Origin of the sequence: Enterobacter sp. E1, from assembly GCF_016809815.1 — a bacterium.
Taxonomy (GTDB): domain Bacteria; phylum Pseudomonadota; class Gammaproteobacteria; order Enterobacterales; family Enterobacteriaceae; genus Enterobacter; species Enterobacter adelaidei.
In genome coordinates, this window is the sequence record NZ_JAFBJM010000010.1 from 103,769 (window position 1) to 126,087 (window position 22,319).

Here is a 22,319-nt window from a genome sequence, read left to right on the forward strand (position 1 = left end):
TGTTTTTAGTATCCACCGGATATAATACAGCACGAATGGTACCACCAACATGGGTGGCCTGCCCTGAACACAACGGAGAAAGCATGTCCGACACACCTTTATTGAGCCTTGTAGTCGCCGTCTATAACGGTGAAAAATTCCTGAGTGCATTTTTCGACAGCATCAAAGCTCAACATCTGGACAGTCTGGAACTGGTCGTTGTGGACGATGGGTCAAGTGATAACTCTGCGGCCATCATTGCGCAATATGCCAGTGAATTTCCGTATTACAAGGTTATCGAACAGGCCAACCAGGGCGTCTCTGCCGCCCGTAACACCGGTCTGGCAGAGGCAACTGGCGAATATGTCGCGTTTCCGGACATCGACGATGTGATCTACCCGGGCATGTACCCACGCCTGCTTGAGATGGCGAAGAAAAACGATCTCGACGTTGCCACCTGTAACGGCACCTATATTTACGATGACGGCAGACCGTCGAAAAAAATCTTCCCGTCCGACAAACTGCAATCTACCGACGTGCTGGACGGCCCAACCTGGCTTCAGCGCGCGCTGGCTTCGCGTAAATTCCTGCATGTGACCTGGCTGAATATTTACCGCCACGCCTTTATTAAAGCGCAGGGGTTCACGTTTGAGCATGGACTACGTCATCAGGATATCCCGTGGACGACCGAAGTGCTGCTTACCGCAAAACGCGTTCAGTACACCGACGAAACGTTCTACGACTATCTCATCCATTCCGCCTCGGTATCACACACGCCAGGCACGGATGACACGCGGATGCGTAACGCGCGTCACTATATGAAAATCCTTGAGATGCTGGACGTTATCAACCAGCGCTACCCGGATGCCGTACGCCGCGTGCCCGCCTGCCAGTGGCAAATCGCCAAAGAGGGTCTGGGTATTCTGCACGCGATTAACAACATTGGTGATGCCACCAAAAAGCGTGAAATTATTCAGGAACTGTTCGATCGCGGGATCTGGACGCTTATCTGGAAAAACGCCCGTGGGCTTCGCCAGCACTGGCGACTGGGTCGCCGTTATTTCCGTTTAAAGCGGTATCTGGCATAAGAGATAGCTTTACCTGGCTTAAATGCTTAGAATTTGCCCGCCGAAACTAAAAAAACGGATAATCGCTTGGAATTGTTGTATACCGCCCTGCTCTACATCATTCAGCCACTGGTGTGGCTGAGACTGTTGCTTCGTAGCCGTAAAGCACCTGCGTATCGTAAACGCTGGGCTGAGCGCTATGGCTTTTGCCGCAATAAAGTCGCGCCGGACGGTATTTTGCTGCATTCCGTTTCCGTTGGCGAAACGCTGGCGGCTATTCCGCTGGTACGCGCCCTGCGCCATCGTTATCCCTCTTTGCCGATCACCGTCACCACCATGACCCCAACCGGCTCTGAGCGCGTGATGTCCGCATTTGGTAAAGACGTGCATCACGTCTATCTGCCCTACGACCTGCCCTGCGCCATGAACCGTTTCCTCGAAACTGTTCGCCCAAAGCTTGTGATCGTGATGGAAACCGAGCTGTGGCCAAACATGATTTCCGCCCTGCACGCCCGTAAAATTCCGCTGGTGATTGCCAACGCGCGCCTGTCAGAACGCTCGGCGAAAGGGTACGGCAAGCTGGGCAAATTTATGCGCCGCCTGCTGAGCCAGATCACGCTGATTGCCGCGCAAAATGAAGAAGATGCCGCACGCTTTGTCTCTCTTGGTCTTAAGCGCAATCAGCTCGCGGTAACCGGCAGTCTGAAATTCGATATTTCGGTCACACCTGAACTCGCTGCCCGAGCGGTGACACTGCGCCGCCAGTGGGCGCCGCGTCGTCAGGTCTGGATTGCGACCAGTACCCACGACGGCGAAGAAGCGATCATCCTGCAAGCACACCGTAAGCTGCTGGAAAAATTCCCGGATTTATTGCTCATTCTGGTGCCTCGTCACCCGGAACGTTTCAAAGACGCCCGCGAGATGGTGCAAAAAGGCGGTTTCAGTTTCACCCTGCGTAGCAGCGGCGAGATCCCGTCCAGCAGCACCCAGGTGGTGATTGGCGATACGATGGGCGAACTGATGCTGCTGTACGGCATTGCCGACCTCGCCTTTGTCGGCGGCAGCCTGGTCGAGCGCGGTGGTCATAACCCGCTGGAGCCAGCGGCGCATGCGATTCCGGTGCTGATGGGGCCGCATACATTTAATTTCAAAGATATCTGCGCTAAATTGCAGCAAGCCGATGGTTTAATTACCGTGACCGATGCGGACTCAATGGTCAAAGAGGTTTCGACCTTACTGACCGACGAAGATTACCGTCTGTGGTACGGTCGCCATGCCGTCGAAGTGCTGCATCAGAACCAGGGCGCACTGACCCGTCTGCTGCAGCTTCTGCAACCTTATCTGCCTCAGCGGAGCCACTAATGTCTCAGCGTCTGTCGGTCGTAATGATCGCCAAAAACGCCGCCGACCTGCTTCCCGATTGCCTGGCCTCTGTCGCCTGGGCCGACGAAATTATCGTGCTTGATTCCGGCAGCACGGACAACACGGTGGATGTTGCCCGTGCTGCGGGCGCAAAGGTCTTTATCGACACAGACTGGCAAGGCTATGGCATCCAGCGCCAGCGCGCGCAGGGACACGCCACTGGTGATTATGTCCTGATGCTCGATACCGACGAGCGCATCACGCCAGAACTCCAGCAGGCGATTCAGAGTGTGCTCTCTGCGCCGCAGCCAGGTGCGGTGTACAGCATCGCGCGTCGTAACTACTTTCTCGGCCGGTTTATGCGCCACAGCGGCTGGTATCCTGACCGCGTGATGCGCCTGTACGAGCGCGAGCGTTATCAGTACAACGATAACCTGGTGCATGAGTCCCTGGCCTGCGATACCGCCCCGGTAGTCGCCTTAAACGGTGATTTACTGCACCTGACCTGCCGCGATTTCGCCAGCTTCCAGCGTAAACAGCTCAACTATGCCACCGCATGGGCGCAGGAACGTCATCAGCGCGGCAAGAAGGCCACGTTGACCGGTATCTTCACCCACACGCTGGGCGCGTTTCTGAAAACGCTGCTGCTACGTGGCGGCGTTCTGGATGGTAAACAGGGCTGGTTACTGGCGGTGGTGAATGCCCAGTATACTTTCAACAAATACACCGAGCTGTGGGCGCTTAGCCGCGGCTACTCAGAGAAAACGTGAGCCATGAGCACAAAAGCGATTTATCCGGGTACCTTCGATCCCATCACTAACGGTCATCTTGATATTATCACCCGTGCGGCGAGTATGTTTGACAAGGTGATTCTGGCGATAGCCGCCAGCCCCAGTAAGAAACCGATGTTCGATCTGCCCGAGCGCGTACAGCTCGCCAGCGATGCGATCTCACATCTGTCGAACGTTGAGGTGGTGGGCTTCAGTGACCTGATGGCTAATTTCGCCCGCGCCCAGCAGGCTAATATCCTGATCCGCGGCTTACGCGCAGTGGCAGATTTTGAGTACGAGATGCAATTGGCGCACATGAACCGCCACCTGATGCCGGAGCTGGAGAGCGTGTTTCTGATGCCTTCCAAAGAGTGGTCATTTATCTCTTCCACGCTGGTGAAAGAAGTTGCACGGCATCACGGCGATGTGACCCATTTCCTGCCGGTTAACGTCCATCAGGCGTTGATGGAAAAGTTAAAGTAGCCCTATTTCTGGCACTGACGGCAATAAAACGTGGCGCGCTGGGCATGCTTCGTTGCGATAATCGGCGTTCCGCACACGCGGCATGGCTCACCTTTACGGCCATATACCTGTAGCTCCTGAGCAAAATAACCGGGCTTACCGTCACTCTGCAGGAAGTCCTTCAGCGTTGTTCCGCCCTGCTCAATGGAACGCAGCAGCACCGCTTTAATCACCCTCACCAGCAGCTCGCACTCTTGCGCAGACAGCGAAGAGGCCAGCCGATCGGGATGGATCCCGGCAGCAAACAGTGATTCACTGGCATAGATATTCCCCACGCCGACCACCAGCTTGTTATCCATCAGCCAGGGCTTAATCGGGCTTTTCTTCTTCGCACACTTCTCTTTCAGGTATTCCGCATTAAACGCCTCTGAGAGCGGCTCTGGCCCCAAATGCGCCAGCACGCTGTGACCTTCAAGCTCTTTAGTCCATAACCATGCACCAAAGCGTCTTGGGTCGGTGTAACGCAGCACTTTGCCGTTACTCATGACCAGATCGACGTGGTCGTGCTTTTCCGCTGGCAGTTCTTCAGTGAGGATACGCAGGCTCCCGGACATCCCCAGATGGATAATAATCCAGCCGTCGGGCAGCTCCAGCAGCAGATACTTGGCGCGGCGCTGAACGCTGAGGATCGGTTTGTCGCTTAACGCATGGATCTCATCGGAAACCGGCCAGCGAAGACGCCCATTACGGACAACCGCATGAAGAATAGTCGCACCGACCAGATGCGGCTCAATACCGCGGCGGCTAGTCTCTACCTCTGGTAATTCTGGCATGGTTCCTCCGTTGAGATACAGAATGCAAAAAACCCCGCAGTTGCGGGGTTTTTCAATACAAGGAGACTAAAATTATTTGATTTTAGCTTCTTTGTACAGTACGTGCTGGCGTACAACTGGATCGAATTTTTTCAGTTCCAGTTTTTCCGGCTTAGTACGTTTGTTCTTCGTGGTGGTGTAGAAGTGACCTGTACCAGCAGAAGAAACCAGCTTGATTTTCTCGCGAATACCTTTAGCCATGATTTATTTCCTCTTTAAGTACTTAGTACTTTTCGCCACGGGCACGCAGTTCAGACAGAACTGTATCGATGCCTTTCTTATCAATTACACGCATACCTTTAGCAGATACACGCAGGGTGACAAAACGCTTCTCGCTCTCAACCCAGAAACGGTGAGAGTGCAGGTTCGGCAGGAAACGGCGTTTAGTCGCGTTCAGTGCGTGGGAACGGTTGTTACCGGTCACCGGACGCTTGCCAGTAACTTGGCAGACTCGGGACATGTCTATTCTCCAAAAATCAAATTAGCTCGAGCTTCGTATGGGGTATCGGCGCCTCGTCAGGCTTTACAGCCCGGTCATCGCATAGTTCTAAGTGAACTCTCGATTGCCAGGCCCAAATGCCAAACCCGAGATTCTCAAAGGTGGCGTAGTATACGCTGACTCGGCGGTGTGCTCAAGTCCCGAACAGACAAAGATCCCGATGGATCGCGAGAAATAGCCTAAATCCAGCCATGTTCTGCAAAAGAAATGTACTCTCCGCGGCCAATTATCAGATGGTCCAGCACACGAATGTCCATGAATTGACAGCATTTGATAATGCGTTCGGTAATTTCTTTGTCAGCTCTGCTCGGTTGTGCACAGCCAGAGGGGTGATTATGCGCGAGGATCACGCCGGCTGCATTCACTTTTATCGCTTCGCGCACAATTTCACGCGGATGTACCTCAACGTGGCTCAATGTGCCCGAAAAGAGGTGGCTATGTTTTAGTATCCGGTTTCTGTTGTCGAGAAAGATCACCATAAAGATCTCGCGCTCCGCATCCGCCAGCTGGCTTTGCAGGAATTCACGCGCGCCTTCTGGGGTCAGAACTGGATCCTCTTCTTCCAGACGGACATTGTAAAAACGCCGTGCAAGTTCGGCAATGCCCCTCAATTGAGCATATTTCGCCACGCCGATCCCCTCGACGTGCTTAAACTGAGCCAGGTCGGCAGTTAACAAGCCATACAGTGAACCAAAATGCCCTATCAGCTCTTTTGCCAGCGTAAATACCGTTTTTCCGGGTGTGCCGGTACGTAAAAAGAGCGCCAGGAGCTCATCGTCTTTTAACAGGGTTACTCCATAACGCAGCAGTTTTTCGCGCGGCAGCAACTGCTCATCCTCTTCTTCCATGCTCTTTCTCCCTTTTCCTCTCATGCTGCCACAAGCCAGACAGGCGCTCGACGGCGACGTTGCAATCTTGCGTAACGCCTCGCAAAGTGTCCGAAGGACAAAATCACCCCATATTAGGGATTGTGATAAAATGCCAGCTCTCTGGTGAACCCCAACAGGAAAGAATCATGATGAGCCTGGCCGGTAAAAAAATCGTTCTTGGTGTGAGCGGCGGTATTGCTGCTTATAAAGCGCCGGAACTGGTGCGTCGTCTGCGTGAGCGTGGAGCCGATGTGCGGGTCGCGATCACCGAAGGCGGTAAAGCCTTTATCACTCCATTGAGCCTGCAGGCCGTTTCAGGATACCCGGTATCTGACAGCCTGCTTGATCCGGCAGCCGAAGCTGCGATGGGCCATATTGAGCTTGGGAAATGGGCTGACCTGGTTATTCTTGCCCCTGCCACGGCAGATTTAATCGCTCGTGTGGCGGCCGGCATGGCAAATGACCTGGTCTCAACCATTTGCCTGGCCACGCCTGCCCCCGTCGCCGTCGTACCCGCGATGAACCAGCAGATGTATCGCAATGCCGCCACCCAGCATAATCTGGAGACGCTGGCCGCTCGTGGCCTGTTAATTTGGGGACCGGATAGCGGCAGTCAGGCCTGTGGTGATATCGGCCCAGGACGTATGCTCGACCCGCTGACTATCGTTGATATGGCTGCAGCCCATTTTTCCCCTGTCAACGATCTGCAACATCTCAATATCATGATTACCGCGGGCCCAACGCGTGAACCGCTGGATCCGGTGCGTTACATCACTAACCACAGCTCCGGTAAAATGGGCTTTGCGATTGCGGCAGCGGCAGCAAAGCGCGGTGCAAACGTTACGCTGGTGAGCGGCCCGGTCTCATTACCTACACCGCCGTTTGTTCAGCGCATTGATGTGACTACCGCGCTGGAAATGGAAGCCGCAGTACAAGCACATGCGCAAAACCAACAGATTTTTATCGGCTGTGCGGCCGTCGCAGATTATCGCGCCGAGACCATCGCCGAGGCTAAAATCAAAAAGCAAGGTGATGAATTAACAATAAAAATGGTGAAAAACCCGGATATAGTTGCCGGTGTCGCCGCACTAAAAAGCCATCGACCTTACGTTGTTGGGTTTGCCGCAGAAACAAATAATGTGGAAGAATATGCCCGGCAAAAACGTACCCGCAAAAACCTCGATTTGATTTGCGCGAACGACGTATCGCTGGCCACGCAAGGATTTAACAGCGACAGCAACGCACTGCACCTTTTCTGGCAGGATGGAGATAAAGTCTTACCGCTTGAGCGCAAGGAACTCCTGGGCCAACAATTACTGGACGAGATCGTTACCCGTTATGATGAAAAAAATCGACGTTAAGATTCTGGACCCGCGTGTTGGCGAGCAATTTCCGCTGCCAACCTATGCCACCTCCGGCTCTGCCGGACTTGACCTGCGAGCCTGTCTCGATGACGCCGTAGAACTGGCTCCGGGTGCCACTACTCTGATCCCGACGGGTCTGGCGATCCACATTGCTGACCCATCACTCGCCGCAGTGATCCTGCCACGTTCTGGCCTGGGCCATAAGCATGGCGTTGTGCTGGGTAACCTGGTTGGCCTGATCGACTCCGACTACCAGGGTCAACTGATGGTCTCCGTCTGGAACCGTGGTCAGGACAGCTTCACCATTGAACCTGGCGAGCGTATTGCGCAGATGGTCTTCGTACCGGTGGTACAGGCAGAATTTAACCTGGTGGCAGACTTTGACGCCACCGACCGTGGCGAAGGCGGCTTCGGCCATTCCGGGCGTAAATAATCGCCCAATAAATACGCGTCCCACAGCGCCATAATGCAATAACAAACCGCAAGCCTCAGTTTGCGGTCGCTGTGTGGATGCCAGCCTGGCAAGTGCTTATTTTCAGGGGTATTTTGTAACATGGCAGAAAAACAAACCGCGAAAAGGAATCGTCGCGAAGAAATACTTCAATCTCTGGCTCTGATGCTTGAATCCAGCGATGGCAGTCAACGCATCACCACCGCGAAACTGGCCGCTTCTGTAGGCGTGTCTGAGGCGGCGCTGTATCGTCATTTTCCCAGCAAAACCCGGATGTTCGACAGCCTGATCGAGTTTATCGAAGACAGCCTGATCACGCGCATCAACCTGATTCTGAAAGACGAAAAAGACACCACCGCGCGTCTGCGTCTGATTGTGCTGTTAATCCTGGGCTTTGGTGAACGCAATCCGGGCTTAACCCGTATCCTGACCGGTCACGCACTGATGTTTGAGCAGGACAGACTGCAGGGCCGCATTAACCAGCTTTTCGAGCGTATTGAAGCGCAACTGCGCCAGGTTCTGCGTGAGAAGAAAATGCGTGAAGGGGAAGGGTACAACACGGATGAGACGCTGCTGGCAAGCCAGATTCTGGCATTTTGTGAAGGGATGCTCTCCCGCTTTGTGCGTAGCGAATTCAAATACCGTCCAACGGACGATTTTGACGCCCGCTGGCCGTTAGTGGCTGCCCAATTGCAGTAACGCCGTAGGCCCGGTAAGCGTAGCGCTTCCGGGCAATAACATTACACGCCAAACTCTTCTCGATATGCGCGTACCGCTGCAAGATGGTCCGCCATCTCAGGCTTCTCTTCCAGATACGCAATCAGATCTTTCAGGGTGATAATCGACGTCACTTTACAGTTGTAATCGCGCTCCACCTCCTGAATGGCAGAGATCTCTCCGCGACCACGTTCCTGACGATCCAGAGAAATCAGCACGCCTGCAAGCGTCGCGCCATTGGCCTGGATAATTTCCATAGATTCACGAATTGCTGTGCCTGCAGTGATCACATCATCGACCAGCATGACGCGACCCTGCAACGCGCTGCCGACCAGATTCCCACCTTCACCGTGGGTTTTGGCCTCTTTACGGTTAAAGCAGTATGGCACGTCGCGGTCGTGATGTTCTGCCAGCGCCACCGCTGTGGTGGTCGCAATCGGAATGCCTTTATAGGCCGGGCCAAACAGCAGGTCAAAATCAATCCCGGAATCCACCAGCGCTTCGGCATAGAAACGGCCTAACAATGCCAGATCGCGCCCGGTATTAAACAGCCCGGCGTTGAAGAAATAGGGGCTCTTACGCCCGGATTTCAGCGTAAATTCGCCAAACTTAAGTACCTGCTTGTTAAGCGCAAACTCAATAAACTGGCGCTGATACGATTTCATGGATTTGCTCCTTTGGTTTTTCTGTCTTACAGGCAAAAAAAAGGCGACTCATTGGTCGCCTTTAAAATCAATTTTCTAACGCCGCCTTCTGCGTCGTTACGATAGATTCGATTCCCCCTCGGGCCAGAGCCAGCAAGGTAAGAAGTTCTTCATGGGTGAATGGCTCACCTTCTGCAGTGCCCTGCACCTCAATGATGCGACCGTCTTCGGTCATCACCACGTTCATGTCCGTCTCGGCAGCGGAATCTTCCACGTATTCCAGATCGCAAAGCGCTTCACCGTTAACGATACCCACGGAAACGGCTGCAACCATCCCTTTCATTGGATTGGTTTTCAGCTTACCGGCTGCAACCAGTTTATTCAGGGCATCGGCCAGCGCAACACACGCGCCAGTAATCGACGCCGTACGCGTACCGCCGTCTGCCTGAATCACGTCACAGTCAAGGGTAATGGTGTATTCACCGAGGGTTTTCAGGTCAACGGCAGCGCGCAGCGCACGCGCGATCAGACGCTGAATCTCCATGGTACGTCCACCCTGTTTACCCTTTGCCGCTTCGCGGGCATTACGGGTATGGGTCGCACGCGGCAGCATGCCGTATTCAGCCGTGATCCAGCCCTGGCCCTGACCTTTCAGAAAGCGCGGAACACCTTCTTCAATAGATGCAGTACACAGTACTTTGGTGTCACCAAACTCAACCAGCACGGAGCCTTCAGCGTGTTTTGTATAGTTACGGGTCAGGGTGACGGGACGCACCTGATTGGCGCTACGACCTGCTGGACGCATGATGAATTCTCCGGCTTGAAACGAATGTGGCTGCGCATTATACGGATAAAGGACGCTTATTCCTATCCTGAGAAGCCCCCGAAAGCTATAATCCCCCCATCTCTCCTTTAAAAACGGGAATATCTATGATCCGCAGTATGACCGCCTACGCCCGGCGTGAAATCAAGGGTAGCTGGGGTAGCGCTACCTGGGAAATGCGCTCGGTAAACCAGCGCTATCTGGAAACCTATTTCCGTATGCCGGAGCAGTTCCGCAGCCTTGAGCCCGTCGTACGTGAGCGAATCCGTACGCGTCTGACGCGCGGTAAAGTGGAATGTAACCTGCGTTTTGAGCCTGATGCCAGCGCGCAGGGCGAACTGATCCTCAACGAAAAACTGGCAAAACAGCTCGTTAATGCAGCGAACTGGGTCAAAATGCAGAGCGATGAAGGCGAAATCAACCCGGTTGATATTCTGCGCTGGCCAGGCGTCATGGCCGCCGGTGAGCAGGACCTGGATGCCATTGCCGCTGAAATTCTCAGTGCCCTTGACAGCACCCTGGATGACTTTATCGTTGCCCGCGAAACCGAAGGTCAGGCACTGAAGGCGATGATTGAGCAGCGTCTTGAAGGCGTTAGCACTGAAGTAGCGAAAGTGCGCACCCATATGCCGGAAGTGCTGCAATGGCAGCGCGAGCGCCTGGTCGCCAAACTGGAAGAAGCCGAAGTTCAGCTGGAAAATAACCGTCTGGAACAAGAGCTGGTGCTGATGGCGCAGCGCGTTGACGTAGCTGAAGAGCTGGATCGTCTGGAAGCGCACGTTAAAGAGACCTACAACATCCTGAAGAAGAAGGAAGCTGTGGGCCGCCGTCTGGACTTTATGATGCAGGAGTTCAACCGCGAGTCGAACACCCTGGCGTCTAAGTCGATCAATGCCGAAGTAACCAACTCAGCGATTGAACTTAAGGTTCTGATTGAGCAAATGCGCGAGCAGATCCAGAATATCGAGTAACACCTTCCGGATGGCGTCGGATGGCGCCATCCATTATTATTTCTAATCCGTTACATGCCGGGATTTCTCATCTCACCACCATTCATAAGCCATTTACGGTAAGGCTTGATAATATTTTATATGGCAAACTGAATCGCCTTAGAAAATCTCAATCGTGATCTTGCGCACAAATCGCTAACCTCCCCACGTTCACTCCGGAGGTTATATGTTGCTTCACATTCTCTATATTATTGGTATCACCGCAGAGGCCATGACTGGCGCACTCGCCGCCGGACGTCGCCGGATGGACACCTTCGGTGTGATCATTATCGCCACTGCTACCGCATTGGGCGGCGGTTCTGTACGCGATATCCTGCTTGGTCATTACCCACTCGGTTGGGTTAAACACCCTGAGTACGTGATTATCGTGGCGACGGCTGCCGTACTCACCACCATTGTGGCGCCCGTTATGCCTCATCTACGCCGCTTGTTCCTGGTGCTTGATGCACTGGGGCTGATCGTCTTTTCGATCATCGGAGCACAAATCGCGCTCGATATGGGTGAAGGGCCTGTTATTGCCACCATTGCCGCGGTGATCACGGGCGTATTCGGAGGTGTACTGCGCGATATGTTCTGCAAACGCATTCCTCTGGTCTTTCAAAAAGAGCTGTATGCCGGCATATCCTTCGCAGCAGCAGTGCTGTATATCGCCCTGCAACATTACGTGTCGAACCATGATGTGGTGGTCATCTCCACGCTGCTGTTCGGCTTTACAGCGCGCATGCTGGCGCTGCGGCTGAAGCTTGGACTGCCTGTTTTTCACTACAAACACAGTGCTCATTAATGTCAAAATCCCTTGATGTGCTGCTCCGCTAGCCACTTTGCCAGCACATCTACCTGAGGCGCGTGCATCCAGTTAACGATTTGCCGCGCTTTCTCCTCTCCCGTCCCCGGCAAGGACTGCCAGTCCTTTTCATTACGCGCGCTCATCTTCTGCCAGGACATGTCCCCCATCGCCTTCAGCGAGGCCTGTGTCAGAGGCACACCCAACGCCATAAGCCAGCGAATAAAAGGTTGCTCACGCACCAGATTAAAGCGATGCCAGAGCGCTAACCCACGCGCTGCGGAAAACCCCGGCGTAGACTGCAGCTGCGACTGAGTTAATAACAGCCATGAGAAGAGATGTTCAAAATGATGTGCTTGCCAGAGTGCCCGCCATCCTGATTCTCCTAAACCTTCAATGTTGAATACCTGCTTTGAACTGAGCCACGTCAACCGCGCAAAGAATTGTTCCATACACTCCGGTGAAGCATAAAAACAGCTCATTGAATGATAACGCGAGGGAGGAGGGAGTGGTTTTTGTCGATCCGTTCCTCGCCAGACCACCTTATCAAACCGGGGGATACCCTGACCGGCCAGGCTAACCTGTATCTGATCGCCCGGGGCAATATCCAGCCTCTGCCAACGACCGACCGATCCCAGGCTCACTCTCTGCACCTGTTTATCATCCAGTTGCACGGGTTCCAGCGCTGCTACAACGGAAATTTTGCCCGTTCGCCCCACTGTAAAACGGATATCACTGACCTCTGTTACCTGTGTTGTAGGGGAATATTTCCACGCGACAACCCAGTTACCTTCCCCGGGCAACCAGTTTTCACCCTGGGGAGAATCTGCGGATCGCACCACAATGCCATCCGTGGCAAAGGGTAATGCCGTGTTTTGCCACGTTGAACGCTGTTTCTCGACGCCTTCTACAGTCTCAACTGGCAAGGTATAGCGCGCCGTCAGAGGAAACCCTGCACTGGTAAGTTCAGACAACATGCTTTGCATATCTTTGGGTCCATCCGGCCAGGCCCAGATAAATATCCCTGTCTGTTGCAGAAGCGCGTTGTCCTTTTGCCGCATCATCGCACCCGCCACTTTTGCACGCGCATTCATTCCGCCCATCTGTTGTTGAATGTGGTTTTTGCGCAACCAAAAAAGCTCCCCTTGCAGGACACTGTTTGCCAGCGCACCCGACACGTCTTGAGGGACTGACGGAATCAAACGCACTTGTGCAGTCCAGTCCTCACCTTTAAGGCCATTACCACGACTGATGGCCTGAATTAACTTTCCGTCACGATAGACCAGCGTCACCGCCACGCCGTCAACCTTTGGCTGCATCCAGAGATTTTGCCGGGCATGCATCCACGTGCGAAGCGCCTCTTTACTGGCCACTTTATGGACCCCGGTATGGGCGACAGGATGTTTGATATTTCCCGTCAGGGCAGGAATGGCGGCATCCAGTGATTCACTGCCAAAACAGTGCTGCCACTGTTTTAACCGGCCGCTAAGCTGGTCGTACACCTCATCATTGACCTCGCTAACGCCCTGTTTCCAGTAGGCATCATCCCAGCGTTTGATTTGCGCACGTAAGGACGCAATTTCTTTCTCTGCTTTTGCCTGCGACCACACCGGACACACCGCAACCCCATAACCACACCACAACAGCATTAACCCGCTTATCCATTGCCACATCGCCACCCCTCCTTTGTGTTGCAGGAGGTATACCCGGATGCCTGAAACAACGCTAAGGTCAACGTTTCACAATGCGAGACGCTGTCCGGTATTTCTTTTGGTTGCAGAAAACCACAGATAAAACCTGAAAACGGCACGCAAAATTCAATATTCGAGGGGAAAAAGTGTGACAAAGACTACGTCACAGAGCGGTGACGTGTATAATAAGCCCGTATGTAGGACTTCTTCGCTAACACATACAAAAGACTCTCATGGCTCAAGGCACGCTTTATATTGTTTCTGCCCCTAGTGGCGCGGGTAAATCCAGCCTTATTCAGGCACTGTTAAAAACCCAACCGTTGTACGACACACAGGTTTCTGTTTCTCACACCACGCGAGCGCCGCGTCCGGGTGAAGTACATGGTGAACACTATTTCTTTGTGAATCACGACGAATTCAGAGCGATGATTGGCAGAGACGCGTTTCTTGAACACGCAGAAGTGTTCGGTAACTATTACGGCACCTCGCGTGAAACCATTGAGCAGGTTCTGGCAACTGGCGTAAATGTATTCCTGGATATCGACTGGCAGGGCGCACAGCAGATTCGCAAGAAGATGCCTGACTCACGCAGCATCTTTATTTTACCGCCATCGAAAGATGAGCTGGATCGCCGCCTGCGCGGTCGTGGCCAGGACAGCGAAGAAGTGATTGCAAAGCGTATGGAACAGGCAGTTGCAGAAATGAGCCATTACGCGGAATATGATTACCTTATTGTGAATGATGATTTTGATGCCGCGCTGAGCGATCTCAAAACCATTCTTCGCGCAGAACGTCTGCGTATGAGCCGCCAGAAGCAGCGACATGACGCATTAATCACCAAACTGTTGGCAGACTGAACCCACTTTCAGTATCATGCCCAGTCATTTCTTCACCTGTGGAGCATTTTAAGTATGGCACGCGTAACTGTTCAGGACGCTGTAGAGAAAATTGGTAACCGTTTTGACCTGGTGCTGGTCGCCGCGCGTCGCGCTCGTCAGATGCAGGTAGGCGGTAAAGATCCGCTGGTACCGGAAGAAAACGATAAAACTACCGTTATCGCACTTCGCGAAATCGAAGAAGGTCTGATTAACAACCAGATCCTCGACGTGCGTGAGCGCCAGGAGCAGCAAGAGCAGGAAGCCGCAGAACTGCAGGCCGTAACCGCTATTGCTGAAGGTCGTCGTTAATTAAACCTGCGGGTCGCCCTTGTATCTGTTTGAAAGCCTGAATCAACTGATTCAAACCTACCTGCCTGAAGAGCAGATTAAGCGTCTTCAACAGGCGTATCTCGTTGCACGTGACGCTCACGAGGGCCAGACACGTTCAAGCGGTGAACCCTATATCACGCACCCGGTAGCGGTAGCCTGTATTCTGGCCGAGATGAAACTCGACTACGAAACACTGATGGCCGCTCTGCTGCACGACGTGATTGAAGATACCCCTGCCACTTACCAGGACATGGAACAGCTGTTTGGCAAAAGCGTTGCCGAACTGGTGGAAGGGGTCTCTAAGCTTGATAAGCTGAATTTCCGCGACAAGAAAGAGGCGCAAGCCGAAAACTTCCGCAAGATGATTATGGCGATGGTGCAGGATATCCGCGTCATTCTTATCAAACTCGCTGACCGTACCCACAATATGCGCACGCTGGGCTCACTTCGCCCGGATAAACGTCGCCGCATTGCCCGTGAAACCCTCGAAATCTACAGTCCACTGGCGCATCGTTTAGGTATCCATCACATTAAAACCGAGCTGGAAGAGCTGGGTTTTGAAGCGTTGTACCCGAATCGCTATCGTGTGATTAAAGAGGTGGTGAAAGCCGCACGCGGTAACCGTAAAGAGATGATTCAAAAGATCCTCTCGGAAATTGAAGGGCGTTTACAGGAAGCGGGAATTCCGTGCCGCGTCAGCGGTCGTGAAAAACATCTGTACTCCATCTACTGCAAAATGGTGCTCAAAGAGCAGCGTTTTCACTCGATCATGGATATCTACGCGTTCCGCGTGATCGTCCACGACTCCGATACCTGCTATCGCGTGCTGGGGCAGATGCACAGCCTCTACAAACCGCGCCCGGGGCGCATGAAAGATTACATCGCCATTCCAAAAGCGAACGGCTATCAATCTTTGCATACCTCAATGATTGGTCCGCACGGCGTGCCTGTCGAAGTGCAGATCCGCACCGAAGATATGGACCAGATGGCAGAAATGGGTGTGGCCGCACACTGGGCGTATAAAGAGCACGGCGGTGAAAGCAGCACCACCGCACAAATCCGCGCACAACGCTGGATGCAGAGCCTGCTGGAACTTCAGCAGAGTGCGGGCAGCTCGTTTGAATTTATCGAGAGCGTTAAATCCGATCTCTTCCCGGATGAGATTTACGTTTTCACCCCAGAGGGTCGCATTGTCGAACTGCCTGCTGGGGCAACACCGGTCGACTTCGCTTACGCCGTGCATACCGATATCGGGCATGCCTGCGTGGGTGCTCGCGTCGACAGACAACCTTATCCGCTGTCTCAGCCGCTCTCCAGTGGCCAGACGGTGGAAATTATTACCGCACCGGGCGCACGTCCGAACGCGGCCTGGCTGAACTTTGTCGTGAGTTCTAAAGCACGCGCCAAAATCCGTCAGTTACTGAAAAACCTCAAGCGCGATGATTCGGTCAGTCTGGGACGTCGTCTGCTCAACCACGCGTTGGGCGGCAGCCGTAAGCTGGCTGAAATCCCGCAAGAGAACATTCAGCGTGAGCTGGAGCGCATGAAACTCGCCTCGCTTGATGACCTGCTGGCAGAGATCGGCCTCGGTAACGCCATGAGTGTAGTGGTAGCGAAAAATCTGCAACAGGGGGATGCCTCCGTTGCGCAGCCCGCTACGCAAAGCCACGGTCATTTGCCTATCAAAGGCGCAGACGGCGTGCTTATCACTTTCGCAAAATGTTGCCGTCCAATCCCTGGCGACCCAATTATTGCGCACGTCAGCCCGGGCAAAGGGCTGGTTATCCATCACGAATCCTGTCGTAACATTCGCGGCTACCAGAAAGAAGCCGAGAAGTTTATGGCGGTCGAGTGGGATAAAGAGACCGCACAGGAATTTATCACCGAAATTAAGGTGGATATGTTCAACCACCAGGGTGCCCTGGCGAACCTGACGGCAGCGATCAACACGGCCTCTTCCAACATTCAGAGTCTGAATACGGAAGAAAAAGATGGCCGCGTATACAGCGCCTTTATTCGTCTGACCGCCCGCGACCGCGTGCATCTGGCGAACATTATGCGCAAGATCCGCGTCATGCCGGACGTGATTAAAGTCACCCGAAACAGAAACTAGTTTTATGAATGCACAACGTTATGCACGTATCTGCGAGATGCTCGCCAGGCGTCAACCAGACCTGACGGTCTGCATGGAGCAGGTTCATAAGCCCCATAACGTTTCTGCGATTGTCCGTACTGCAGACGCCGTCGGCGTGCATGAAGTGCACGCTGTCTGGCCGGGCTCCCGCATGCGAACCATGGTATCTGCCGCTGCAGGCAGTAACAGCTGGGTTTCTGTCAAACACCACCAGAGCATAGGCGAAGCCGTAACCCACCTGAAAGGGCGCGGTATGCAGGTACTTGCCACTAACCTGTCCGCTAAAGCCGTAGATTTCCGCGAGATCGACTACACCCGTCCGACCTGTATTTTGATGGGTCAGGAGAAAACCGGGATCACTCAGGAAGCACTGGATCTGGCGGATCAGGACATTATCATTCCGATGATCGGTATGGTTCAGTCCCTCAATGTTTCTGTGGCCTCCGCGCTTATTCTTTATGAAGCGCAGCGCCAGCGTCAGAATGCAGGAATGTACAAACGCAGCAACAGTATGCTGCCGGAAGATGAACAGCAGCGCCTGCTGTTCGAAGGTGGTTATCCGGTGCTGGCTCGCGTTGCGAAGCAGAAAAAATTGCCTTACCCCCACGTCAACGCGCAGGGCGAAATTGAAGCCGATGCCGAGTGGTGGGCCACTATGCAGTACGCCGGGTAACCGATGAAAGGCCGCCTGCTGGATGCCATCCCGCTCAATAGCCTGACGGGCGTGGGCGCGGCGCAAAGCAATAAGCTGGCTAAAATCGGCCTGCACACCGTGCAGGATCTCCTGCTCCACCTCCCTCTGCGTTACGAAGACCGCACCCAGCTGTACAAAATTGGCGATTTGCTGCCTGCCATTTATGCCACCGTTGAAGGCGAAGTCCTGAACTGCAATATCACCTTTGGTGGACGCCGGATGATGACCTGTCAGATCAGCGACGGCACCGGTATTCTCACCATGCGCTTTTTCAACTTCAACGCGGCAATGAAAAACAGCCTGGCGACAGGTCGCAGAGTGCTGGCCTATGGCGAAGCCAAACGCGGAAAATACGGCGCAGAGATGATCCACCCGGAATACCGCGTACAGGGCGATCTCAGCACACCGGAGCTGCAGGAAACACTCACCCCGGTTTACCCAACTACCGAAGGCATCAAGCAGGCGACGCTGCGTAAGCTCACCGATCAGGCCCTGGAGCTGCTGGATACCTGCGCCATCACCGAGCTGCTGCCGCCAGAGCTGGCGCAGGGCATGATGAGTCTGCCCGAGGCGCTGCGTACTCTTCACCGTCCACCACCATCGCTCCAGCTCAGCGATTTAGAAAGCGGCAAACACCCCGCCCAACGGCGTCTTATCCTTGAGGAATTACTGGCGCATAACCTGAGCATGCTGGCGCTTCGTGCGGGTGCGCAACGTTTCCATGCCCAGCCCTTAAGCCCGCATGATGAGCTCAAAGATAAGCTGCTGGCCTCGCTGCCGTTTAAACCCACCGGTGCACAGGCGCGCGTCACCGCCGAGATCGAACGCGATATGGCGCTTGATGTACCGATGATGCGCCTGGTGCAGGGTGATGTAGGCTCCGGAAAAACGCTGGTTGCCGCCCTGGCCGCCCTGCGCGCCATTGCCCACGGCAAACAGGTGGCGCTGATGGCACCGACGGAACTGCTGGCCGAACAGCACGCCAACAATTTCCGCGCCTGGTTTGCGCCGCTGGGCATTGAAGTGGGCTGGCTTGCCGGGAAGCAAAAAGGCAAAGCCCGCCTTGCACAACAGGACGCAATTGCCAGCGGTCAGGTACAAATGATTGTTGGCACACATGCCATCTTCCAGGAACAGGTTCAGTTTAACGGCCTGGCGCTGGTGATTATCGACGAGCAGCACCGCTTTGGTGTGCATCAGCGTCTGGCACTGTGGGAGAAAGGTTTGCAGCAGGGTTTCCACCCGCATCAGCTGATCATGACCGCGACGCCGATCCCCCGCACCCTGGCAATGACCGCCTACGCCGATCTGGATACCTCCACCATCGACGAGTTGCCGCCGGGTCGTACCCCGGTCACCACGGTCGCCATTCCTGACACGCGTCGCAGCGATATCATCGACCGCGTGCGCAACGCCTGCACGCATGAAGGGCGTCAGGCCTACTGGGTGTGTACGCTGATTGAAGAGTCCGAGCTGCTGGAAGCGCAGGCTGCAGAAGCCACGTGGGAAGAGCTCAAGCTGGCGCTGCCGGAACTGAACGTGGGTCTGGTTCACGGACGTATGAAGCCCGCCGAAAAGCAGGCGGTAATGCAGTCGTTTAAACAGGGCGATTTACACCTGCTAATCGCCACCACGGTGATCGAGGTCGGCGTGGACGTGCCAAACTCCAGCCTGATGATCATCGAAAACCCGGAGCGCCTGGGGCTTGCCCAACTCCACCAGCTGCGCGGACGTGTTGGCCGTGGTGCGGTAGCGTCCCACTGCGTACTGCTCTACAAAGCACCGCTCTCGAAAACTGCTCAGATGCGTTTGCAGGTGCTGCGCGACAGCAACGACGGTTTTGTTATTGCGCAAAAAGACCTTGAGATACGTGGCCCGGGAGAACTTTTGGGCACGCGGCAGACGGGGAATGCTGAATTCAAAGTGGCGGATTTGTTGCGCGATCAGGCGATGATCCCCGAAGTTCAACGCCTGGCCCGCCATATTCATGAACGCTACCCCGAACAGGCGGCAGCGTTAATAGAGCGCTGGATGCCGGAAACCGAACGTTATTCCAACGCCTGACCTCAGGCAAATATCGGCAGCATCAGGTACAGCTTAATCACCAGCGCGTTGACGATATCAATAAAGAACGCACCGACCATCGGTACCACCAGAAACGCCATATGCGATGGGCCAAACCGTTCAGTGATCGCCTGCATGTTGGCAATAGCCGTTGGGGTTGCCCCCAGACCAAACCCGCAATGACCCGCTGCCAGCACCGCCGCATCGTAGTTCTTGCCCATCATGCGCCAGGTAACAAACATCGCGTACAACGCCATAAACAGTGCCTGCACCGCCAGAATGGCCACCATCGGCAGCGCCAGCGAGGCCAGCTCCCACAGTTTGAGGCTCATCAGCGCCATTGCGAGGAACAGCGACAGACAGACGTTGCCCAGCACTGAAACCGCACGTTCGAACACACGATAAAAACCCATCAGCGCCAGACCGTTGCTCAGGATCACCCCGATAAACAGCACGCAGACAAACGTCGGCAGTTCGAACGGGGAACCTGCCAGCCATTGCGCAACCACTTTCCCCACCGTCAGGCAGATGGCAATCATCGCGATGGTCTCAATCAGCACCAGTGAAGTAATGCTGCGCCCAACATCCGGTTTTTCGAATGCAGTCGGCACCAGCTCATCGTCCGGTCTGCCGTCCGGCGTGGTGGAGTGCTTCACCAGATAACGCGCCACCGGGCCACCAATCAGTCCACCCAGCACCAGGCCAAAGGTCGCACAGGCCATCGCCACTTCAGTTGCGTTTTCAAAGCCATAGCGCTCGATAAACAGCTTGCTCCACGCCGCGCCGGTACCGTGTCCACCAGACAATGTAATTGACCCGGCCAGCAACCCCATCAGCGGATCCAGCCCCAGCAACGTCGCCATTCCGATGCCGATAGCGTTTTGCATCAGCAACAACCCAACCACCACAATCAGAAATACGCCGAGTACTTTACCCCCTGCCCGCAGGCTCGCGAGGTTGGCATTCAGGCCGATGGTGGCAAAAAAGGCCAGCATCAGCGGGTCTTTAAGGGACATATCAAAATCAATTTCCCAGCCCATGCTCTTTTTCAACACCAGCAGGGCCAGCGCTACCAGCAGGCCACCGGCGACAGGTTCGGGAATGGTGTATTTCTTCAGAAGGGAAACGCTATGCACCAGCTTACGGCCAAGCAGTAAGACCAGCGTTGCGGCAACAAGGGTCGACAACGTATCGAGATGAATCATAGAAGGCTCCTGTATTGCGCGTGTTCCATACACACGCGGCGTTATCCTGGGCCGGTTTTCGCTCTTCATGAGCCACCGGCGCAAAAAGTGTAATTTTTTTTCCCGATACGTTGTAGAAAACCTGCTCAAAGCGGCAGATTTTCTTCCTTTTTTTTGCTGGCAATCGTTTGCTTTTACCAGATGGTCAGATAAAATGCCCGCTTTTCCACCGTGGGATTGCCGCCGATGTCCGTTAACACCATAGAGTCGCCTGATGCGCAACCGATTGCGCAGAAGCAAAATAGCGAACTGATTTACCGCCTTGAAGACCGCCCGCCGCTGCCGCAAACGCTTTTCGCCGCCTGCCAGCATCTTCTGGCGATGTTTGTTGCGGTGATCACCCCGGCGCTGCTGATCTGCCAGGCGCTCGGTTTACCGGCTCAGGACACTCAGCACATCATCAGCATGTCTCTCTTTGCCTCTGGCGTGGCCTCGATTATTCAAATTAAAGCGTGGGGTCCGGTGGGGTCGGGTTTATTGTCGATTCAGGGCACCAGTTTTAACTTCGTGGCGCCACTGATCATGGGTGGTACAGCGCTGAAAACCGGCGGTGCGGATGTGCCGACGATGATGGCAGCGCTGTTCGGCACGCTGATGCTGGCAAGCTGCACTGAAATGGTCATCTCCCGCGTTCTGCATCTGGCTCGCCGCGTCATCACCCCGCTGGTGTCTGGCGTCGTCGTGATGATTATCGGCCTGTCGCTGATCCAGGTGGGCCTCACCTCCATCGGCGGCGGCTATGCCGCAATGAGCGACCACACCTTCGGCGCGCCGAAAAACCTGCTGCTGGCGGGTGTCGTGCTGGCGATCATTATTCTGCTTAACCGTCAGCGCAACCCGTATCTGCGCGTCGCCTCGCTGGTGATTGCCATGGCGGCGGGTTATCTGCTGGCGTGGGCGCTGGGCATGCTGCCAGAGAACACCGCGCCGACCAACAGCGCGCTGATCACCGTTCCAACACCACTCTACTACGGCCTGGGCATTGACTGGGGCCTGCTCCTGCCGCTGATGCTGGTCTTTATGATCACCTCTCTGGAGACCATCGGCGATATCACTGCCACGTCAGACGTCTCCGAGCAGCCGGTTTCCGGCCCGCTGTACATGAAGCGCCTGAAAGGCGGCGTGCTGGCGAACGGCCTGAACTCGTTTGTCTCTGCGGTATTCAATACCTTCCCGAACTCCTGCTTCGGCCAGAACAACGGCGTGATCCAGTTGACTGGCGTTGCCAGCCGCTACGTCGGTTTTGTGGTGGCGCTGATGCTGATTGTCCTCGGTCTGTTCCCGGCGGTAAGCGGCTTTGTGCAGCACATTCCTGAGCCGGTACTGGGCGGCGCAACGCTGGTGATGTTTGGCACAATTGCCGCTTCCGGCGTACGTATCGTTTCCCGCGAACCGCTGAACCGCCGTGCGATTATGATTATCGCGCTGTCGCTGGCCGTGGGTCTGGGTGTGTCTCAGCAGCCGCTGATCCTGCAGTTTGCCCCGGACTGGGTGAAAAACCTGCTCTCTTCCGGCATTGCCGCGGGCGGTATCACCGCTATCGTGCTGAACCTCGTATTCCCGCCTGAGAAAAATTGATCTCTCTCACGGCAGGCAGTCAATGCCTGCCGT

At 54.7% G+C, this 22,319-nt stretch carries 23 protein-coding genes; 15 read left to right on the forward strand and 8 right to left on the reverse strand.

What is annotated here, in order from left to right; translation table 11 throughout:
• The first annotated feature begins 83 nt into the window (after positions 1-83).
• The 4 genes from JGF26_RS19550 (at position 84) to coaD (ending at position 3,661) form a co-directional block, all read left to right on the forward strand.
• Positions 84-1,067: a glycosyltransferase gene (locus JGF26_RS19550; protein ID WP_134708582.1), complete on the forward strand. Its 984-nt coding sequence runs from the start codon at positions 84-86 to the stop codon at positions 1,065-1,067.
• A 66-nt stretch (positions 1,068-1,133) separates the two neighbouring features.
• Positions 1,134-2,408, forward strand: a complete 1,275-nt coding sequence (gene waaA / locus JGF26_RS19555; protein WP_134708583.1) for a lipid IV(A) 3-deoxy-D-manno-octulosonic acid transferase — start codon at positions 1,134-1,136, stop codon at positions 2,406-2,408.
• Positions 2,408-3,178, forward strand: coding sequence for a glycosyltransferase family 2 protein (locus tag JGF26_RS19560; RefSeq protein ID WP_134708584.1), 771 nt, complete (start codon positions 2,408-2,410; stop codon positions 3,176-3,178). The genes waaA and JGF26_RS19560 overlap by 1 nt, the downstream gene beginning before the upstream one ends.
• A gap of 3 nt (positions 3,179-3,181) precedes the next feature.
• Complete coding sequence (gene coaD, locus JGF26_RS19565) at positions 3,182-3,661, forward strand: pantetheine-phosphate adenylyltransferase (protein ID WP_049006993.1); 480 nt, start codon at positions 3,182-3,184, stop codon at positions 3,659-3,661.
• A gap of 2 nt (positions 3,662-3,663) precedes the next feature.
• On the opposite strand, the gene mutM is transcribed toward coaD, so the two are convergent.
• From mutM to radC, 4 genes are all read right to left on the reverse strand, one after another.
• Positions 3,664-4,473, reverse strand: a complete 810-nt coding sequence (gene mutM, locus JGF26_RS19570) for a bifunctional DNA-formamidopyrimidine glycosylase/DNA-(apurinic or apyrimidinic site) lyase (RefSeq protein WP_134708585.1) — start codon at positions 4,471-4,473, stop codon at positions 3,664-3,666.
• A gap of 72 nt (positions 4,474-4,545) precedes the next feature.
• Positions 4,546-4,713 carry a 50S ribosomal protein L33 gene (gene rpmG / locus JGF26_RS19575; protein WP_003024094.1) on the reverse strand — a complete coding sequence of 56 codons (168 nt, stop codon included), beginning with the start codon at positions 4,711-4,713 and terminating at the stop codon, positions 4,546-4,548.
• Positions 4,714-4,735: 22 nt separating this feature from the next.
• A complete protein-coding gene (gene rpmB, locus JGF26_RS19580) occupies positions 4,736-4,972 on the reverse strand; it encodes a 50S ribosomal protein L28 (RefSeq protein ID WP_002436699.1) in 237 nt (78 codons plus the stop codon).
• A 218-nt stretch (positions 4,973-5,190) separates the two neighbouring features.
• Positions 5,191-5,859, reverse strand: a complete 669-nt coding sequence (gene radC / locus JGF26_RS19585; protein ID WP_028017857.1) for a DNA repair protein RadC — start codon at positions 5,857-5,859, stop codon at positions 5,191-5,193.
• A 170-nt stretch (positions 5,860-6,029) separates the two neighbouring features.
• On the opposite strand from radC, the gene coaBC reads away from it, so the two are divergent.
• The 3 genes from coaBC to slmA all read left to right on the forward strand — a co-directional run bounded on the left by coaBC (position 6,030) and on the right by slmA (position 8,394).
• Positions 6,030-7,241 (forward strand): bifunctional phosphopantothenoylcysteine decarboxylase/phosphopantothenate--cysteine ligase CoaBC, encoded by a 1,212-nt coding sequence (coaBC, locus tag JGF26_RS19590; RefSeq protein WP_028017856.1) that lies wholly within the window; start codon positions 6,030-6,032, stop codon positions 7,239-7,241.
• The gene (gene dut / locus JGF26_RS19595; protein WP_015570042.1) at positions 7,219-7,677 is read left to right on the forward strand and encodes a dUTP diphosphatase; all 459 of its coding nucleotides are present in this window, start codon (positions 7,219-7,221) and stop codon (positions 7,675-7,677) included. Before coaBC ends, dut begins: the two co-directional genes overlap by 23 nt.
• A gap of 120 nt (positions 7,678-7,797) precedes the next feature.
• Positions 7,798-8,394, forward strand: coding sequence for a nucleoid occlusion factor SlmA (gene slmA / locus JGF26_RS19600; protein ID WP_028017855.1), 597 nt, complete (start codon positions 7,798-7,800; stop codon positions 8,392-8,394).
• A gap of 41 nt (positions 8,395-8,435) precedes the next feature.
• Here the strand turns inward: slmA and pyrE are convergent, their stop codons facing one another.
• Positions 8,436-9,077: an orotate phosphoribosyltransferase gene (gene pyrE / locus JGF26_RS19605; protein WP_028017854.1), complete on the reverse strand. Its 642-nt coding sequence runs from the start codon at positions 9,075-9,077 to the stop codon at positions 8,436-8,438.
• Positions 9,078-9,144: 67 nt separating this feature from the next.
• Entirely contained in the window at positions 9,145-9,861 is a 717-nt protein-coding gene (gene rph / locus JGF26_RS19610) for a ribonuclease PH (protein WP_028017853.1), read from the reverse strand.
• A 125-nt stretch (positions 9,862-9,986) separates the two neighbouring features.
• On the opposite strand from rph, the gene JGF26_RS19615 reads away from it, so the two are divergent.
• A complete protein-coding gene (locus JGF26_RS19615) occupies positions 9,987-10,850 on the forward strand; it encodes a YicC/YloC family endoribonuclease (RefSeq protein ID WP_028017852.1) in 864 nt (287 codons plus the stop codon).
• Positions 10,851-11,055: 205 nt separating this feature from the next.
• On the forward strand, positions 11,056-11,673 hold the full coding sequence (locus JGF26_RS19620) for a trimeric intracellular cation channel family protein (protein WP_028017845.1): 618 nt from the start codon (positions 11,056-11,058) through the stop codon (positions 11,671-11,673).
• Positions 11,674-11,675: 2 nt separating this feature from the next.
• On the opposite strand, the gene ligB is transcribed toward JGF26_RS19620, so the two are convergent.
• The gene (gene ligB / locus JGF26_RS19625) at positions 11,676-13,346 is read right to left on the reverse strand and encodes an NAD-dependent DNA ligase LigB (protein WP_134708586.1); all 1,671 of its coding nucleotides are present in this window, start codon (positions 13,344-13,346) and stop codon (positions 11,676-11,678) included.
• Positions 13,347-13,597: 251 nt separating this feature from the next.
• Between ligB and gmk the strand changes: the two genes are divergently transcribed.
• Genes gmk through recG form a run of 5 tightly spaced genes read left to right on the forward strand, consistent with a single transcriptional unit; the run spans position 13,598 to position 19,464 of the window.
• A complete protein-coding gene (gene gmk, locus JGF26_RS19630) occupies positions 13,598-14,221 on the forward strand; it encodes a guanylate kinase (protein WP_028017843.1) in 624 nt (207 codons plus the stop codon).
• Positions 14,222-14,275: 54 nt separating this feature from the next.
• Positions 14,276-14,551 carry a DNA-directed RNA polymerase subunit omega gene (gene rpoZ / locus JGF26_RS19635; RefSeq protein WP_000135058.1) on the forward strand — a complete coding sequence of 92 codons (276 nt, stop codon included), beginning with the start codon at positions 14,276-14,278 and terminating at the stop codon, positions 14,549-14,551.
• Positions 14,552-14,570: 19 nt separating this feature from the next.
• A complete protein-coding gene (gene spoT, locus JGF26_RS19640) occupies positions 14,571-16,685 on the forward strand; it encodes a bifunctional GTP diphosphokinase/guanosine-3',5'-bis pyrophosphate 3'-pyrophosphohydrolase (protein ID WP_134708587.1) in 2,115 nt (704 codons plus the stop codon).
• A gap of 4 nt (positions 16,686-16,689) precedes the next feature.
• Complete coding sequence (gene trmH, locus JGF26_RS19645) at positions 16,690-17,379, forward strand: tRNA (guanosine(18)-2'-O)-methyltransferase TrmH (protein ID WP_028017841.1); 690 nt, start codon at positions 16,690-16,692, stop codon at positions 17,377-17,379.
• 3 nt (positions 17,380-17,382) lie between these two features.
• Positions 17,383-19,464 (forward strand): ATP-dependent DNA helicase RecG, encoded by a 2,082-nt coding sequence (recG, locus tag JGF26_RS19650; RefSeq protein WP_028017840.1) that lies wholly within the window; start codon positions 17,383-17,385, stop codon positions 19,462-19,464.
• A gap of 2 nt (positions 19,465-19,466) precedes the next feature.
• Here the strand turns inward: recG and gltS are convergent, their stop codons facing one another.
• Complete coding sequence (gene gltS / locus JGF26_RS19655; RefSeq protein WP_108089317.1) at positions 19,467-20,669, reverse strand: sodium/glutamate symporter; 1,203 nt, start codon at positions 20,667-20,669, stop codon at positions 19,467-19,469.
• A 225-nt stretch (positions 20,670-20,894) separates the two neighbouring features.
• Here gltS and xanP point away from each other — a divergent pair, with 225 nt between their 5' ends.
• Complete coding sequence (xanP, locus tag JGF26_RS19660; protein ID WP_014881972.1) at positions 20,895-22,286, forward strand: xanthine/proton symporter XanP; 1,392 nt, start codon at positions 20,895-20,897, stop codon at positions 22,284-22,286.
• Positions 22,287-22,319: the final 33 nt, after the last annotated feature.

Excerpts from the sequence above, each read along its gene's own strand:
- coaD (WP_049006993.1), top strand. The coding sequence starts at position 3,182 with ATGAGCACAAAAGCGATTTATCCGGGTACCTTCGATCCCATCACTAAC.
- JGF26_RS19620 (WP_028017845.1), top strand. The coding sequence starts at position 11,056 with ATGTTGCTTCACATTCTCTATATTATTGGTATCACCGCAGAGGCCATG.
- ligB (WP_134708586.1), bottom strand. The coding sequence starts at position 13,346 with ATGTGGCAATGGATAAGCGGGTTAATGCTGTTGTGGTGTGGTTATGGG.
- coaBC (WP_028017856.1), top strand. The coding sequence starts at position 6,030 with ATGAGCCTGGCCGGTAAAAAAATCGTTCTTGGTGTGAGCGGCGGTATT.
- rph (WP_028017853.1), bottom strand. The coding sequence starts at position 9,861 with ATGCGTCCAGCAGGTCGTAGCGCCAATCAGGTGCGTCCCGTCACCCTG.
- recG (WP_028017840.1), top strand. The coding sequence starts at position 17,383 with ATGAAAGGCCGCCTGCTGGATGCCATCCCGCTCAATAGCCTGACGGGC.
- mutM (WP_134708585.1), bottom strand. The coding sequence starts at position 4,473 with ATGCCAGAATTACCAGAGGTAGAGACTAGCCGCCGCGGTATTGAGCCG.
- rpoZ (WP_000135058.1), top strand. The coding sequence starts at position 14,276 with ATGGCACGCGTAACTGTTCAGGACGCTGTAGAGAAAATTGGTAACCGT.
- radC (WP_028017857.1), bottom strand. The coding sequence starts at position 5,859 with ATGGAAGAAGAGGATGAGCAGTTGCTGCCGCGCGAAAAACTGCTGCGT.
- gmk (WP_028017843.1), top strand. The coding sequence starts at position 13,598 with ATGGCTCAAGGCACGCTTTATATTGTTTCTGCCCCTAGTGGCGCGGGT.
- gltS (WP_108089317.1), bottom strand. The coding sequence starts at position 20,669 with ATGATTCATCTCGATACGTTGTCGACCCTTGTTGCCGCAACGCTGGTC.
- rpmB (WP_002436699.1), bottom strand. The coding sequence starts at position 4,972 with ATGTCCCGAGTCTGCCAAGTTACTGGCAAGCGTCCGGTGACCGGTAAC.
- dut (WP_015570042.1), top strand. The coding sequence starts at position 7,219 with ATGATGAAAAAAATCGACGTTAAGATTCTGGACCCGCGTGTTGGCGAG.
- rpmG (WP_003024094.1), bottom strand. The coding sequence starts at position 4,713 with ATGGCTAAAGGTATTCGCGAGAAAATCAAGCTGGTTTCTTCTGCTGGT.
- pyrE (WP_028017854.1), bottom strand. The coding sequence starts at position 9,077 with ATGAAATCGTATCAGCGCCAGTTTATTGAGTTTGCGCTTAACAAGCAG.
- slmA (WP_028017855.1), top strand. The coding sequence starts at position 7,798 with ATGGCAGAAAAACAAACCGCGAAAAGGAATCGTCGCGAAGAAATACTT.
- xanP (WP_014881972.1), top strand. The coding sequence starts at position 20,895 with ATGTCCGTTAACACCATAGAGTCGCCTGATGCGCAACCGATTGCGCAG.
- trmH (WP_028017841.1), top strand. The coding sequence starts at position 16,690 with ATGAATGCACAACGTTATGCACGTATCTGCGAGATGCTCGCCAGGCGT.
- JGF26_RS19560 (WP_134708584.1), top strand. The coding sequence starts at position 2,408 with ATGTCTCAGCGTCTGTCGGTCGTAATGATCGCCAAAAACGCCGCCGAC.
- JGF26_RS19550 (WP_134708582.1), top strand. The coding sequence starts at position 84 with ATGTCCGACACACCTTTATTGAGCCTTGTAGTCGCCGTCTATAACGGT.
- JGF26_RS19615 (WP_028017852.1), top strand. The coding sequence starts at position 9,987 with ATGATCCGCAGTATGACCGCCTACGCCCGGCGTGAAATCAAGGGTAGC.